At 59.3% G+C, this 16,076-nt stretch carries 14 protein-coding genes; all 14 read left to right on the forward strand.

Features of this window, described 5'->3' with window-relative positions; translation table 11 throughout:
* The first annotated feature begins 19 nt into the window (after positions 1-19).
* On the forward strand, positions 20-2,101 hold the full coding sequence (gene nuoG, locus LXM96_RS14180) for an NADH-quinone oxidoreductase subunit NuoG (RefSeq protein ID WP_239999218.1): 2,082 nt from the start codon (positions 20-22) through the stop codon (positions 2,099-2,101).
* Positions 2,102-2,107: 6 nt separating this feature from the next.
* On the forward strand, positions 2,108-3,154 hold the full coding sequence (nuoH, locus tag LXM96_RS14185) for an NADH-quinone oxidoreductase subunit NuoH (protein WP_239999219.1): 1,047 nt from the start codon (positions 2,108-2,110) through the stop codon (positions 3,152-3,154).
* A 39-nt stretch (positions 3,155-3,193) separates the two neighbouring features.
* On the forward strand, positions 3,194-3,685 hold the full coding sequence (nuoI, locus tag LXM96_RS14190; RefSeq protein WP_239999220.1) for an NADH-quinone oxidoreductase subunit NuoI: 492 nt from the start codon (positions 3,194-3,196) through the stop codon (positions 3,683-3,685).
* 127 nt (positions 3,686-3,812) lie between these two features.
* Entirely contained in the window at positions 3,813-4,427 is a 615-nt protein-coding gene (locus LXM96_RS14195; protein ID WP_239999221.1) for an NADH-quinone oxidoreductase subunit J, read from the forward strand.
* A 24-nt stretch (positions 4,428-4,451) separates the two neighbouring features.
* The gene (gene nuoK, locus LXM96_RS14200) at positions 4,452-4,760 is read left to right on the forward strand and encodes an NADH-quinone oxidoreductase subunit NuoK (RefSeq protein WP_029618603.1); all 309 of its coding nucleotides are present in this window, start codon (positions 4,452-4,454) and stop codon (positions 4,758-4,760) included.
* A 7-nt stretch (positions 4,761-4,767) separates the two neighbouring features.
* Positions 4,768-6,768 carry an NADH-quinone oxidoreductase subunit L gene (gene nuoL / locus LXM96_RS14205; RefSeq protein WP_239999222.1) on the forward strand — a complete coding sequence of 667 codons (2,001 nt, stop codon included), beginning with the start codon at positions 4,768-4,770 and terminating at the stop codon, positions 6,766-6,768.
* A complete protein-coding gene (locus LXM96_RS14210; protein ID WP_239999223.1) occupies positions 6,768-8,279 on the forward strand; it encodes an NADH-quinone oxidoreductase subunit M in 1,512 nt (503 codons plus the stop codon). Before nuoL ends, LXM96_RS14210 begins: the two co-directional genes overlap by 1 nt.
* Before the next feature lie 18 nt (positions 8,280-8,297).
* On the forward strand, positions 8,298-9,740 hold the full coding sequence (gene nuoN, locus LXM96_RS14215; protein ID WP_239999224.1) for an NADH-quinone oxidoreductase subunit NuoN: 1,443 nt from the start codon (positions 8,298-8,300) through the stop codon (positions 9,738-9,740).
* A 2-nt stretch (positions 9,741-9,742) separates the two neighbouring features.
* Positions 9,743-10,513, forward strand: a complete 771-nt coding sequence (locus tag LXM96_RS14220) for a biotin--[acetyl-CoA-carboxylase] ligase (protein ID WP_239999225.1) — start codon at positions 9,743-9,745, stop codon at positions 10,511-10,513.
* Between the two features lie 8 nt (positions 10,514-10,521).
* Positions 10,522-12,189: a ribonuclease J gene (locus tag LXM96_RS14225; protein ID WP_239999361.1), complete on the forward strand. Its 1,668-nt coding sequence runs from the start codon at positions 10,522-10,524 to the stop codon at positions 12,187-12,189.
* Positions 12,190-12,200: 11 nt separating this feature from the next.
* Positions 12,201-12,605 carry a methylmalonyl-CoA epimerase gene (gene mce / locus LXM96_RS14230; protein WP_239999226.1) on the forward strand — a complete coding sequence of 135 codons (405 nt, stop codon included), beginning with the start codon at positions 12,201-12,203 and terminating at the stop codon, positions 12,603-12,605.
* A gap of 78 nt (positions 12,606-12,683) precedes the next feature.
* Positions 12,684-12,962 carry a DUF1467 family protein gene (locus tag LXM96_RS14235; RefSeq protein ID WP_239999227.1) on the forward strand — a complete coding sequence of 93 codons (279 nt, stop codon included), beginning with the start codon at positions 12,684-12,686 and terminating at the stop codon, positions 12,960-12,962.
* Between the two features lie 431 nt (positions 12,963-13,393).
* Positions 13,394-14,716 (forward strand): proline--tRNA ligase, encoded by a 1,323-nt coding sequence (gene proS / locus LXM96_RS14240; protein ID WP_239999228.1) that lies wholly within the window; start codon positions 13,394-13,396, stop codon positions 14,714-14,716.
* 39 nt (positions 14,717-14,755) lie between these two features.
* Positions 14,756-16,063, forward strand: coding sequence for a lipoprotein-releasing ABC transporter permease subunit (locus LXM96_RS14245; protein WP_239999229.1), 1,308 nt, complete (start codon positions 14,756-14,758; stop codon positions 16,061-16,063).
* The last annotated feature ends 13 nt before the right edge of the window (positions 16,064-16,076 follow it).

Consider the following 16,076-nt stretch of genomic DNA (forward strand, 5'->3'; position numbering starts at 1 on the left):
ACAGGACGTAAGTGAGACGATGGCAAAGCTGAAGGTTGACGGCAAGGAAATCGAGGTTCCGGATCATTTCACGCTGCTTCAGGCATGCGAGGAAGCCGGAGCCGAGGTTCCGCGGTTCTGTTTCCACGAGCGCCTTTCGGTAGCAGGTAACTGCCGCATGTGTCTCGTCGAGGTGAAGGGCGGCCCGCCAAAGCCAGCGGCTTCCTGCGCCATGGGTGTGCGCGACGTCCGGCCCGGCCCGAACGGAGAACTGCCGGAAGTCTTCACCAACACCCCGATGGTCAAGAAGGCCCGCGAAGGCGTGATGGAGTTCCTGCTCATCAACCACCCGCTGGATTGCCCAATCTGCGACCAGGGTGGCGAATGCGACCTGCAGGACCAGGCAATGGCCTTCGGCATGGACGCATCTCGCTATACCGAGAACAAACGCGCGGTTGAGGACAAGTACATCGGCCCGCTCGTCAAGACTGTGATGAACCGCTGCATCCACTGCACGCGCTGCGTCCGCTTCACGACCGAAGTGGGCGGTATCTCCGAGCTCGGCCTGATCGGTCGCGGCGAGGATGCCGAGATCACAACCTATCTCGAACATGCCATGACGTCGGAACTGCAAGGCAATGTGATCGATCTTTGCCCAGTCGGTGCGCTGACTTCCCGCCCGTTCGCCTTCACGGCGCGTCCGTGGGAGCTTGGGAAGACCGAGTCGATCGATGTGATGGATGCGGTCGGATCCGCCATACGCGTTGATACCCGCGGTCGCGAAGTGATGCGCATCCTGCCGCGCGTCAACGACGAAGTGAACGAGGAGTGGATTTCCGACAAGACCCGCTTCATCTGGGACGGGTTGAAGACCCAGCGCCTCGACCGGCCTTACGTCCGGCGCAACGGTCGTTTGCAGCCCGCCAGCTGGGGTGAGGCGTTCGCCGCCATCAAAGCTGCGGTGTCCGCTACCTCCGCTGAGAGGATAGGAGCAATCGCCGGCGATCTTGCCGCCGTGGAAGAAATGTATGCGCTGAAGGAGCTCATCCGCTCGCTCGGCTCCGAGAACCTGGATTGCCGTCAAGATGGCGCGGCGCTCGATCCGTCGCTCGGTCGCTCAAGCTATCTCTTCAACCCGACCATTCAGGGAATTGATCAGGCCGGCGCGCTGCTCCTCATCGGCGCAAATCCGCGCTACGAAGCAGCAGTGCTGAACGCACGCATCCGCAAGCGCTGGCGGCGTGGTGACTTCCCGATCGGCGTGATCGGGGAGGGCGGTGATCTGCGCTATGGCTACGAGTATCTCGGCGCAGGCCCCGACAGCCTCACAGAACTCCTCAATGGATCCGGTGGTTTTGTCGACACGCTTCGCAATGTCAAGAATCCGATGATCATCGTTGGTCCGGGCGCTCTCGCTCGACCGGACGGTGCCGCCATCTTCGGCGCTGCCGCCAAGCTCGCTGCCTCGGTCGGCGCAGTCTCGGGCGAGTGGAACGGCTTCGGAGTTCTGCATACGGCCGCGTCACGCGTCGGTGGCCTCGATCTTGGCTTTGTGCCGGGCGCAAACGGCGCCCCGGCCGCACAGATGTTGGCGGACATGGATGTGCTCTTCTTGCTCGGCGCCGATGAGATGGACTTCTCGCGCAAGGGAGCAAAGTTCACCGTCTACATCGGAAGCCATGGCGACAACGGCGCGCACCATGCTGATGTGATCCTGCCAGCTGCCACTTACACGGAAAAGTCGGGTACTTGGGTCAATACTGAAGGCCGCGTGCAGATGGGGAACCGTGCTGGCTTCCCACCGGGCGAGGCGCGAGAAGATTGGGCCATCATCCGCGCCTTGTCGGACGTGCTCGGCCACAAGCTGCCCTTTGATTCGCTGTCCGCATTGCGCACCCAGCTCTACGGCACCTACCCGCACCTTGCCGAACTGGACCAGATCGCGCCCGGCAATATTGATGCGATCACCGCGCTAAGCCAAAAAGCCGGTGACTTAAGCACGTCTGGATTTGCGTCGCCGATCAAAGACTTCTATTTGACGAACCCGATCGCACGCGCATCGGCCGTGATGGCCGAATGCTCAGCATTGGCCCGCAATAATATCCAGGCTGCGGCGGAGTAACGGAATATGGACGATACCTTCTTCTCGACCTACGCATGGCCGGCGCTGGTGATGATTGGCCAGTCGCTGCTCGTCCTCGTCTGTCTTCTGGTCTTCATCGCTTACATCCTCTACGCCGACCGCAAGGTCTGGGCAGCGGTACAGCTGCGTCGCGGTCCCAACGTGGTGGGTCCTTTTGGTCTCTTCCAGTCCTTCGCCGACCTCCTGAAGTTCGTCTTCAAGGAGCCCATCATCCCATCCGGCGCGAACAAGGGCGTTTTCCTGCTCGCACCCCTGGTGGCGGTGACGCTGGCTCTCGCGACATGGGCAGTGATCCCCTTCGGTGAGAACTGGGTGATCGCCAACATCAATGTCGGTATTCTTTACGTGTTCGCGATCTCGTCGCTCGAGGTCTACGGCATCATCATGGCCGGGTGGGCGTCGAACTCGAAATACCCGTTTCTCGGCGCGCTACGCTCTGCTGCACAGATGGTCTCCTACGAAGTTTCGATCGGCTTCGTAATCGTCACTGTGCTGCTTTGTGTCGGTTCACTCAATCTGTCCGACATGGTGTTCGCCCAGAAGGATGGCCTAGGTACGATGATGGGGCTTCCGAACTCCTTCCTCGACTGGCACTGGCTACCGCTCTTCCCGATGTTCATCATCTTCTTCATTTCGGGTCTGGCTGAAACCAACCGTCCGCCCTTCGACCTTCCGGAAGCGGAATCGGAGCTGGTTGCCGGCTATATGGTGGAATATTCGTCGGCGCCTTACATGATGCTGATGCTGGGCGAATACGCGGCAATCCTGCTGATCTGCTCGCTGACGACGATCTTGTTCCTAGGGGGCTGGCTGCCACCGTTCGACATCTGGATCCTCAACTGGGTCCCCGGCATTGTCTGGTTCATCCTGAAGGTTCTGCTGATCTTCTTCGGCTACTCGATGGTGAAGGCCTTCGTTCCGCGCTACCGCTACGACCAGTTGATGCGGCTGGGCTGGAAAGTCTTCCTCCCGATCTCGCTCGCCATGGTCATCATCACTGCATTCGTGCTCAAGCTGATGGGATGGGCCTGATATGTCCCGTCACACGCTGATCCGCACTGGAGAATACTAATGGCAAGTCTGACACAGACCGTCAGTTCGCTCTTCCTCAAGGAGTTCGTCTCAGGGTTTTTCCTGTCGATGCGGTACTTCTTCAAGCCGAAGGCGACGGTCAACTATCCTTTCGAGAAGAACCCCGTCTCGCCGCGCTTCCGTGGTGAGCATGCGCTGCGCCGTTATCCGAATGGCGAGGAACGCTGCATCGCCTGCAAGCTTTGCGAAGCGATCTGTCCCGCCCAGGCAATCACCATCGAGGCAGGGCCTCGGCGCAACGACGGCACGCGCCGGACGGTCCGCTACGACATCGACATGGTGAAGTGCATCTACTGCGGCTTTTGTCAGGAGGCCTGCCCGGTCGATGCCATTGTCGAAGGCCCCAACTTTGAGTTCTCAACCGAGACCCGCGAGGAGCTTTATTACGATAAGGCACGTCTTCTCGATAACGGTGATCGTTGGGAGCGTGAAATCGCTCGTAACATGGCGCAGGACGCGCCTTACCGCTGAGGCGGACGAGCCCCTGCCACAGCAGGGGGTTGACGGTTGGACAGGATAACTGCCGGTGGTGTGCTCATCCACCGGGACAAATTGGAGAACGCGCGCGCTCTCCCGAGAAGGACGAAAAGGCACCACGATGGGTCTGCAGGCACTCTTCTTTTATCTCTTCGCCTTCGTTGCGGTGGCGTCGGCATTCATGGTCATCTCGGCTAAGAATCCGGTTCACTCCGTCCTTTTCCTGATCCTGGTGTTCTTCAACGCGGCCGGGCTCTTCCTGCTGACGGGGGCAGAATTCCTCGCAATGATCCTTCTCGTCGTTTACATCGGCGCGGTCGCGGTTCTCTTCCTCTTCGTCGTGATGATGCTGGACATCGACTTCGCCGAGCTCCGCTCCGGCGTCCTGCAGTACGCGCCGGTCGGCATCCTGATTGGCCTCATCGTTGCAGCTGAACTGATCGTTGTGATCGGCGGAAGCGTGGTGACGCCGCAGGCGGGAAGTGCGATCACTATGCCGATCCCGAACCCTGCTGTGCGGACAAATACGGCGGTACTCGGCGACGTCCTTTACACGCACTACGTCTACTTCTTCCAGATCGCCGGTCTCATCCTGCTGGTGGCGATGATCGGCGCCATCGTGCTGACACTGCGCCACCGCCAGCACATCAAGCGCCAGGATATTTCGCGCCAGGTCGCCCGCTCACCCGAGACTGCCGTGGAAGTGGTCAAGGTTAAGTCGGGGCAGGGCATCTGAGGTAGGCGACGAAGGAACAAGCACATGGAAATCGGTCTCTCCCACTACCTGACGGTCAGCGCCATCCTCTTCATTCTCGGCGTGTTCGGCATCTTTCTGAACCGCAAGAACGTCATCATCATTCTGATGTCGATCGAATTGATCCTTCTGTCGGTCAACCTGAACATGGTGGCCTTCTCGTCCTTCCTGAACGACATCGTCGGTCAGGTCTTCGCACTGTTCATTCTGACCGTCGCGGCTGCGGAAGCGGCTATCGGTCTCGCAATTCTCGTCGTCTTCTACCGCAACCGTGGCTCCATCGCGGTTGAAGACGTCAACATGATGAAGGGCTGATCAGGTCATGATCTACAAGGCTATCGTCTTTCTTCCCCTGATCGGCTTCCTGATTGCCGGCCTGTTTGGACGCTCGATTGGCGCCAAGGCTTCCGAATACGTCACCAGCGGCCTAATGATCATCGCCGCGGCTCTCTCGTGGGTGGTCTTCTTCAATGTCGCGCTCGGTCACGGCGAAGCGGGAGAGGTCATCAAGGTTGATGTGCTGCGCTGGATCCAGTCTGGCGGCATCGACATCGAATGGGCATTCCGGATCGACACCCTGACGGCGGTCATGTTCGTGGTCGTCAACACGGTCTCGACGCTCGTCCACGTCTACTCCATCGGCTACATGCATCACGATCCGCATCGGCCGCGCTTCTTCGCCTACCTGTCGCTCTTCACTTTCGCCATGCTGATGCTGGTGACGTCGGACAACCTGGTGCAGATGTTCTTCGGCTGGGAAGGCGTCGGTCTTGCCTCGTATCTGCTGATCGGCTTCTGGTACAAGAAGCCCTCGGCTTCGGCGGCGGCGATGAAGGCTTTCATCGTCAACCGCGTCGGCGACTTCGGCTTCCTGCTCGGCATCGCCGGCATCTTCATGCTGTTCGGCTCGCTCAATTTCGAGACGATCTTCGCCGCCGCCGGCAGCTATCTGCCCGCAGAAGGTGCAGCCGAAGGTGGCGAGGTCATCGCCAGCATCTTCGGCATGGAACTGACCCGCTACGGCGCGCTCACCATCGTCTGCCTGCTGCTGTTCATGGGCGCGATGGGCAAGTCCGCGCAATTCCTGCTGCACACCTGGCTGCCGGATGCGATGGAAGGTCCGACTCCCGTCTCGGCTCTCATCCACGCAGCGACCATGGTCACCGCCGGCGTTTTCCTTGTCGCACGCATGTCGCCGATCTTCGAACTGTCACCGGATGCTCTTCTGGTCGTCACGATCGTTGGCGCGATCACCGCCTTCTTCGCGGCAACCGTCGGCCTGGTGCAAAACGACATCAAACGCGTCATCGCCTATTCCACCTGCTCGCAGCTCGGCTACATGTTCGTGGCGCTTGGGGTAGGGGCCTACGGCGCCGCCATCTTCCACCTGTTCACGCACGCGTTCTTCAAGGCGCTCCTGTTTCTTGGAGCCGGCTCCGTGATCCATGCCGTCGATGGCGAGCAGGACATGCGCTACATGGGCGGCCTGCGCAAGCACATTCCGGTTACCTTCTGGATGATGACCATCGGAACGTTGGCCCTTACGGGCGTTGGCATTCCCGGCACGATGTTCGGATTTGCCGGCTTTTTCTCTAAGGACGTGATCATCGAATCGGCTTATGCATCGCATTCCGTGGCAGCCGGCTTTGCCTTCACCCTTCTCGTCATTGCCGCACTGTTCACCAGCTTCTATTCATGGCGACTGGCGTTTCTGACCTTCTTCGGCAAGCCGCGCGCTTCTGCGGACGTGATGCATCACGTTCATGAATCACCGCAGGTTATGCTGGTGCCGCTCTATATCCTAGCGGTCGGTGCAGTTGCCGCTGGCTTCCTGTTCGAGGGCTACTTCTTCGGCCACCACTACGGCGAGTTCTGGAAAGGCGCTCTGTTCACCCTGCCGGAGAACGAGATCCTCGAGGAGTTCCACCACGTGCCACTGCTGGTGAAGTGGAGCCCGTTTATTGCTATGGCGCTCGGGCTGATCACGGCATGGTACATGTACATAAAGTCCCCCGACACCCCTCGCCGATTGGCGGCGTCGCAGAAGGTCCTTTACGAGTTCCTGCTCAACAAGTGGTACTTCGACGAAATCTACGACTTTCTCTTCGTTCGTCCCGCCAAGGCTCTCGGCCGCTTCCTGTGGAAGAAGGGTGACGTTGGCGTCATCGACGCCTATGGCCCGAACGGCGTTGCCGCTCGCGTCGTCGATGTTACGCGTGGAGTCGTGCGCCTGCAGTCTGGCTACCTTTATCACTATGCGTTTGCGATGCTGCTCGGCATCGCCGCCCTCGTCACCTGGATGATGCTCGGGAGCTCAATGTAATGACCGACTGGCCAATTCTCTCGACGGTCACCTTTCTGCCGCTGGTGGGCGTGCTGCTTCTTCTGCTGACACGCGAAGACAGCCCTTACGGCCGGCGCAATATCCTGAATGTATCGCTGCTGACGACTGTCTTCACATTCGTCGTCTCGCTCTTCATCTGGATCGGCTTCGACAACTCGAACCCTGGCTTCCAGATGGTCGAGAAGCATGCGTGGTTAGGCACCGGCATCTCCTATCACCTTGGCGTTGACGGCATATCGATGCTGTTCGTTATCCTGACGACCTTCCTGATGCCCTTCTGCGTGCTGGCCAGCTGGCACTCCGTAGAAAAGCGCGTCAAGGAATACATGATCGCCTTCCTCCTCCTGGAAGTGGTGATGGTCGGCGTCTTCGTTGCGCTTGATATCGTTCTCTTCTACGTCTTCTTTGAAGCGACGCTGATTCCGATGTTCGTCATCATCGGCGTGTGGGGCGGCAAGGACCGCGTGTATGCGTCCTACAAGTTCTTTCTCTATACACTTGCCGGGTCGGTGCTGATGATGCTCGCGATCATGGCGATGTACTGGCAGGCCGGCACGACCGACATCACTGAACTGCTGCGGTACAACTTCCCGGCCAATATGCAGACCTGGCTTTGGTTGGCTGCCTTCGCCGCCTTCGCAGTCAAGATGCCGATGTGGCCCGTCCATACCTGGCTCCCGGACGCGCACGTCCAGGCACCAACCGCGGGATCTGTCATTCTTGCGGGCGTCATGCTGAAGCTCGGCGGCTATGGCTTCATCCGCATTTCGCTTGCGATGTTCCCGCTGGCATCGGATTATTTCGCGCCCTTCGTCTTCACGCTGTCCGTCATGGCCATCATCTACACCTCGCTCGTGGCCATGATGCAGGACGACATCAAGAAGCTGATTGCCTATTCCTCGGTCGCTCACATGGGCTTCGTGACGATGGGCATCTTTGCCGCAAACATGCAGGGCGTGCAGGGTGCGATCTTCCAGATGCTGTCGCACGGCATCGTTTCGGGAGCACTCTTCCTTTGCGTCGGCGTGATCTATGACCGTCTTCATACCCGCGAGATCGCGGCCTATGGCGGGCTCGTCAACAACATGCCCAAATATGCCGTCGCCTTCATGGTCTTCACCATGGCCAACGTGGGGCTTCCCGGGACGTCCGGTTTCGTCGGAGAGTTCCTCACGGTTATCGGGGTGTTCCAGGTCAACACCTGGGTTGCCCTCTTCGCCGCGACCGGTGTCGTTCTTTCAGCATGTTACGCGCTTTGGCTCTATCGTCGCGTGATCTGGGGGGCGCTCGAGAAGGAAAGCCTCAAGGGGCTGCTCGACCTATCTGGCCGCGAGAAGCTGATCCTTTATCCGCTGGTCGCGCTGACGATCTTCTACGGTGTTTATCCGGCTCCCATCTTCGATGTGACGGCGGCTTCGGTGGATCTGCTCGTCAACAACTACTCCGCGGCCCTGCAGGCGGCGCAAGACCTTGCACAATCGGTGCACTGAGACAGGACACGACAGGATATGACCTCAGAACTCTTCCTCGCAAGCCTGCAGCTCGCCATGCCGGAGATCATCCTGGCCGTAGGGGCGCTCGCTCTCCTGATGATCGGGGTCTTTTCCGGCGAGCGTTCGGCTCCGACCGTGACCGGCCTGGCGGTTGCGCTGATCATCGCCTCCGGCTTGTGGCTGGTGCTGGTCCCGGGTGAGGGCGCAGCCTTCGGCGGCGCATTCATGCTCGATCAGTTTGCTCGGTTCATGAAGGTCGTCGCCCTGATCGGCTCGGTTACCGCCATGATCATGACCGTTGGGCATGCCCGCTCCGAACAGCTGGACCGGTTCGAATTCCCGGTCCTTCTGGTGCTAGCCACGCTTGGCATGATGCTGCTGATCTCCGCCAACGACCTGCTGGCGCTTTATCTCGGCCTCGAGCTGATGTCGCTGGCGCTTTATGTGGTTGCCGCCATCAATCGCGACAGCCTGCGCTCCACAGAATCGGGCCTCAAGTATTTCGTCCTCGGTTCGCTCTCATCAGGCATGCTGCTCTACGGTATGTCCCTCGTCTATGGCTTCACCGGCAACACTGGTTTTGACGAGATCGCGTTTGTGCTGGCATCAGAGACACGATCTCTGGGTGTGGTCTTCGGTCTCGTCTTCGTCCTCGCGGGCGTCTGCTTCAAAATCTCGGCCGTTCCCTTTCATATGTGGACGCCTGACGTTTACGAAGGCGCCCCGACTCCCGTTACGGCATTCTTCGCCGCTGGCCCAAAGGTTGCCGCCATGGCGATCCTTGTTCGGGTCGTGTCGGAAGCCTTCCTGCCGGTTGTCGCCGATTGGCAGCAGATCCTGGTCTTTGTCTCGATTGCCTCCATGTTGCTCGGTTCCTTCGCCGCAATCGGGCAGCGCAACATCAAGCGGCTGATGGCCTACTCCTCCATCGGGCACATGGGTTTTGCACTCGTCGGGCTGGCGGCAGGGACGGAAACAGGCGTGTCCGGCGTCATCCTCTACATGCTGATCTACATGGTCATGACCCTTGGCACTTTCGCCTGCATCATGGCGATGCGCCGCAAGGACGGCGACAACGTCGAGAACGTTGATGATCTTGCGGGTCTTGCGTCGACCAAGCCGTTCATGGCGGTGGTGCTGACCGCGCTGATGTTTTCGATGGCAGGCATTCCGCCGCTGGCAGGGTTTTTCGCCAAGTATTTTGTGTTTATCGCGGCCATCGAAGCCAAACTCTATGCGCTTGCCATCATTGGCGTGCTTAGCTCCGTTGTTGGCGCCTACTACTACTTGCGCATCGTCAAGCTGATGTGGTTCGACGAAGCGACCGGCGAGTTTGCGCGTATCGCCGGTGAACTCCGGCTGGTCTTCGGTCTTTCCGGTCTCTTCGTGACGGCTTATGTGATCTTCGGCGGCCCGGTCGGCAGTGCGGCCAACGCCGCTGCCAGATCTTTCTTCTGAGGATGGCGGGCAAAAAGGAACGCTACTCCCTGGAGGCGTTCCGCCACGAGGCGCTCGGGGACGTTGGTTCAACCAACACCGAGTGTCTGACACGAGCAAGGGACGGTGACCCAGGCAACCTTTGGGTCACTGCTGTCCGACAAACGAGCGGTCGCGGCAGGCGCGGTCGTGTTTGGACGTCGGAGCCAGGAAATCTCTACGCCTCCTTGTTGTTGATCGACCCTGCTCCGATGGAGCGGATCGCGTCCTTACCGTTGGCGGTAGCGGTTGCTGTCCATGCCGCAGTTCAGACTGTGATGCCGAGGGATGCAGATCCCGTCAGGGTCAAATGGCCGAACGACATCTTGATCGGGCGCAAGAAGTCCTGTGGGATACTGATCGAGGGGGAGGGGCTTCGCGGTGGTCACCATGCCCTCGTAATCGGCATCGGAATCAACATTCGCCACAAGCCGGATGTGTCAGATTACGCAGTGACGGGCCTGGAAGATCATGGATGTTTTGTCTCTCCTGAGGAGCTATTTGCCCATCTTTACAAAGAGATGGGAGACGCGCTTGAGCTTTGGGATGAGGGGCGAGGGATATCCAGCATCAGCCATCGGTGGCTTCAAGTAGCCTGCGGCGTGGGGGAGGAGATTACCGTGAACCTTCCCGACCGTAAGCTGACGGGACGATTTGCCGGAATCGGAGCAGACGGATTTCTCATTCTTGATCGAGGCGAGGGCCAGGTTTTGCCCATAGCTGCCGGTGATGTATTTTTCGGACGAACGGAATAAAGACCATGATGGCCCAGCAAGAAGAACTTGTTTTTGTACCCCTCGGCGGCGTGGGTGAGATCGGCATGAATCTCGCCCTCTATGGCTACGGTACGCCGGCCAAGCGTCAATGGATCATGGTTGATTGCGGCGTGACATTTCCGGGTCCGGACCTTCCAGGCGTCGACCTTGTGCTGCCGGACATCCAGTTCCTTGCCAATGAACGAAGCAACCTCAAGGGCATCATAATTACCCATGCCCATGAGGATCATTACGGTGCGCTGAACGACCTGTGGCCCGGTTTGAATGTCCCCGTCTACGCCTCTGCCTTCACAGCAGGGATGCTGGAAGCGAAGCGCAACTATGAGGGAAACCGGCCCGACATCCCGATCACGCCATTCAAGGCGGGAGACCGGATCAATGTCGGGCCGTTTGAGGTCGAAGCGATCGGCGTCAACCATTCGATCCCTGAGCCCATGTCTCTTGTGATCCGCACGCCGCTAGGCAACCTCGTCCATACCGGCGATTGGAAGATCGATGACGCCCCGTCACTGGGGCCGTTCACCGACGAGGCACGCTTCCGCGCCGTCGGTGATGAAGGCGTGCTGGCGCTGATGTGTGATTCCACCAACGCCGAGCGGGAAGGCGTCTCCCCTTCGGAAGAAGAAGTGTCTGAAGGTCTGCGGAAGATCATCGAGAGCGCCGAGGGCCGAGTAGCCATCACCACCTTCTCCTCGAACGTCGGGCGTATCCGTTCAATCGCACAGGCTGCGCAGGCCGCCGGCCGCGAAACCCTGCTGCTGGGAAGCTCGATGAAACGCGTCGTCAATGTCGCCCGCGACCTCGGTCTGATGGAGGGCATCAACCCGTTCATCGGTGAGGATGAGTTCGGATACGTTCCGCGTGACAAGGTCGTTGTCATTCTCACGGGCAGCCAAGGCGAGCCGCGGGCAGCTCTGGCGAAAATCTCCCGCGACGAGATGCGCAATGTCGCGTTTGCATCGGGCGACACTGTTGTCTTTTCCTCCCGCACCATCCCTGGGAACGAAAAGCCGATCATCGAGATCAAGAATGCGTTGATCGAGCAGGGCATCCACATCGTCACTGACCGCGAAGCGCTCGTTCATGTGTCTGGTCACCCACGTCGCAACGAACTTCTGCGGATGTACGAGTGGACGCGTCCGCAGATCCTCGTGCCGGTTCACGGGGAGGCCGCCCATTTGACTGCGCAGGCGGAACTCGGCGCACAGGCAGGTATCCCCTCCATTCCCAAGGTCCGCAATGGCGACATCCTGCGGATCGCGCCAGGTCCCGCCGAAGTCGTTGGCCAAGCGCCGCACGGCCGCGTCTTCAAGGACGGTAAGCTAATCGGCGACCTGGACGAGATGGGGATCGGCGACCGCCGTAAGCTTTCCTATGTCGGTCATGTCTCTGTAAACGTGCTCCTCGACAGTCGCTACGACTTCCTCGGCGATCCCGACGTCGCGGCCGTCGGCCTTCCGGAGCTTGACTACGAGGGCGAGGAGATGGAGGACACGCTTTATGACGCCGTCTTGAATGCAGTGGAGAGCATTCCACGGGGTCGGCGCAAGGATCTCGGGATGCTGCGGGAAGCGGTTCGACGGGCGGTCCGTTCGGCGGCAAACGAGGCCTGGGGAAAGAAGCCGGTCGTTACGGTATTCGTCAATAAGGTCTAGGGGAGGGATCTTTGCTGGGTCGTATCAATCATGTTGCAATCGCCGTGCCCGATCTTTCGCAGGCTACGGCGACGTATCGTGACGTGCTTGGCGCTCGAGTCTCGCAGCCGCAGGCGCTGCCGGAGCACGGCGTGACGGTGGTCTTTGTCGAGCTCGACAACAGTAAAGTGGAACTTCTGGAGCCGCTGGGAGCAGAGTCGCCGATCAAGGCTTTTCTGGAAAAGAATCCGTCCGGCGGGATGCACCACATCTGTTACGAGGTGACGGACATTCTGGCCGCACGTGACCAACTAAAACAGGCAGGGCTCAGGATACTCGGCGATGGCAGCCCGAAGACGGGCGCACACAACAAGCCGGTTCTGTTTCTTCACCCGAAAGACATGAACGGCACTCTCGTCGAGTTGGAACAGGTGTGACATTCCGCCCCGGAGAGGCCGTTTGAGCGCAGCGCCGGTTCTGGTTATAAGCGAGCCACCTCCCGCAGGAAGCACCCGATGTCGTTTCTCTCGTTCTTTGCCGTCTACTTCATCATCTGGTGGATTACGTTGTTCGCGGTCCTGCCGGTGGGGATGCGCTCGCAGCACGACGAAGGAGACGTGACTCTGGGGACCGTGGAAAGCGCGCCGGCGCGCTTCCGGATTGGACGTGTTCTGCTGTTGACAACGCTGATCTCGGCGGTGGTCTATGGAGGCTGGCATGCCGCCTCAACTTATCTGGGATTCAGCGTGGCCAACCTTCCACGGATCGTGCCGGATTTTGTCCAAGGCAGATGATCCTGCCAAAAAAAAACAAGGCCTGTTGGCCTTGTCTTAAGTTTCGCGTGATCCTTAACCGTTGCCGGGGCAGCGACGAGCGCGCCTAAGATCTGATCCTCCCAAGACTTGACCGCGAACAAGCAAGGATCTGATCTCCTTGCCTCTTTTATGAGCTGAACCTAGCCTAAGATTTGAGCCTTGTCACCCCAAATTTTGCATTTTTGCTACACATCCGGAAAATTGATCCAGGTGACGAATATGTCGCAGCACCGTCACGAAAATTGCCATCTTCTCCTGATGTGAAGCCGCGTCGGTTGCCTGAGCCGCGACTTCAAGGTCGCCCTGATGCGGGTTCCAATCCCTTCCCGAACCGGCTATGACGCTGCCCAAGCCGGAAGGAATGGAAGGTCGATTCCCTTCTGGTAAGCCTCTTACACTCGGAAAATTCCATGCGTCTGTCCCGTTATTTTCTGCCGATCCTGAAGGAGAACCCGAAGGAGGCCGAGATTGTCTCTCACCGACTGATGCTGCGAGCCGGCATGATCCGACAGCAGAGCCAAGGGATCTATTCCTGGCTGCCACTTGGCAAGCGCGTTCTCGACAAGGTCAACGCGATCGTGCGGGAGGAGCAGAACCGCTCAGGCGCAATAGAGCTCCTGATGCCGACGCTGCAGTCCGCTGAGCTTTGGCAGGAGAGCGGACGCTACGAAGCCTATGGCAAGGAGATGCTGCGCATCCAGGATCGCCAGGATCGGCCGATGCTTTATGGGCCCACGAACGAGGAGATGATCACCGACATCTTCCGCTCCTATGTGAAGTCCTACAAGAACCTGCCCCTCAATCTCTACCACATCCAGCTGAAATTCCGTGACGAGATCCGTCCCCGTTTCGGCACGATGCGGTCGCGCGAATTCCTGATGAAGGATGCCTATTCCTTCGACCTGACCAAAGAAGCGGCCATTCATTCCTACAACAAGATGTTTGTCGCATACCTGCGCACGTTCGCGCGGTTGGGTGTACGGGCGATCCCCATGCGCGCCGATACGGGTCCGATCGGCGGTAATCACAGTCACGAGTTCATCATCCTGGCGGATACAGGGGAATCCGAAGTCTTCTCGCACCGAAGCTTCATCGAGTTCGACATTCCCTCCGCGGATACGGACTTCGATGATGTGGCGGGCCTGCAGGCGATCTTCGAAAAATGGACCTCGCTCTACGCCGCCACGTCTGAGATGCATGACGAGGCTGCGTTCAACGCGATCGCCGAGGGTGAACGCCTTTCCGCGCGCGGCATCGAGGTTGGTCATATCTTCTATTTCGGCACCAAGTACTCAGAGCCTATGGGGGCAAAGGTGCAGGGGCCGGACGGCAAGGAGCACCTCGTTCACATGGGGTCCTATGGGATCGGTCCAACACGCCTTGTTCCCGCCATCATCGAAGCCTCGCATGACGAGAACGGGATCATCTGGCCCGAATCGGTTACGCCTTTCGATGTCGTGCTGATCAACATGAAGCCGGGTGATGCGGCATGCGATGACGTCTGTGGTCGTCTGTATGAGAGCCTGGGGAATGCCGGCAAGGATGTTCTCTACGATGACACCGACGACCGTGCCGGTACGAAGTTCGCCACTGCCGATCTCATCGGGGTTCCGTTGCAGGTTATCGTTGGCCCACGTTCGGCGGCTAACGGTGAAGTCGAGATCAAGAACCGCAAGACCGGCGATCGTGAGGTCATGACGATCGAAGCTGCGATGAACAAGCTCGCCGGCTGATCCGGCCGATACAGCAGTTGAAACGGAAGGTGGAACAGGATGGCGAGCGTGGCGGCGGATGGTGGAACGGAAGCAGGAAGCCGCGGCGCCTCGGCTAAGCCGTTCTCTGCTTTCGAACGAATGGTGGCGTGGCGCTATCTTCGGTCGCGGCGCAAGGAAGCCTTCATTTCCGTCATCGCCGGTTTCTCCTTCATCGGCATCATGCTGGGCGTTGCAACCCTGATCATCGTTATGGCGGTGATGAACGGCTTTCGGACCGAGCTTATCTCCCGCATCTTGGGCATCAACGGTCATATGATCGTTCAGCCCATCGACGGACCACTTACCGACTATGCAGACCTAACCACGAAATTTGCAGCAGTACCCGGTGTCCGCATGGCTCTTCCGCTCGTCGAGGGGCAGACATTGGCCTCGGGGCGTGGCGGGGCCGGATCTGGAGCCCTAGTTCGCGGTGTCAGGCCCGAAGATCTCGAAAAGCTGCAAGAGGTGGCTGGGAACATCCGTCAGGGCGACATTATCGGCTTTGCATCGGGGCAGGGGGTTCTGGTCGGTTCGCGGCTGGCGGCGTCGCTGGGGATCGCCGCCGGTGATGACATAACCCTGATCTCTCCCGAGGGCGACGTAACCCCGATGGGTGTGAACCCGCGGGTAAAGTCCTATCCCGTTTCCGGGGTCTTTGAGATCGGCATGTCGGAATACGACGCGACGATGATCTTCATGCCGCTGGAGGAGGCACAGCTCTATTTCAACGCGGATGGGCTGGTCCAATCGATCGAGCTCTTCGTCGACAACCCCGAGGGCGTCGACGGGCTTCGCCCGCTTGTGGAAGCCGCAGCGGGTCGGCAGATCCACATCACCGATTGGCGCCAGCGCAACCAGACGTTCTTCTCTGCCCTGCAGGTGGAACGGAATGTCATGTTCATGATTCTGACGCTGATCGTTCTGGTGGCTGCGCTGAACATCATCTCGGGCCTCATCATGCTGGTGAAGGACAAGGGAAGCGACATCGCGATCCTGCGCACCATGGGTGCGAGCTCCGGTGCAGTCATGCGGATCTTCTTCATGACTGGAGCGGCGATCGGAACAGTGGGCACCATCGCTGGGGTGGTGCTGGGGGTGATCGTGTGTCTCAACATCGAATCCATACGTCAGTTCTTCAGCTGGCTGTCAGGAACGGTGTTGTTTGATCCGGAGCTCTATTTCCTCAGTCAGTTGCCTGCGGAGATGAGCTTGAGCGAGACCCTTACCGTCGTGCTGATGGCGCTGGCGTTGTCGTTCCTTGCAACGATCTTTCCCGCGTGGCGCGCCTCCAAGCTCGACCCCGTCCAGGCCCTCCGGTACGAATAGGACCCTCCATCTC

The sequence above is a fragment of the Rhizobium halophilum genome (genome assembly GCF_021648825.1).
GTDB lineage: Bacteria > Pseudomonadota > Alphaproteobacteria > Rhizobiales > Rhizobiaceae > Neorhizobium > Neorhizobium halophilum.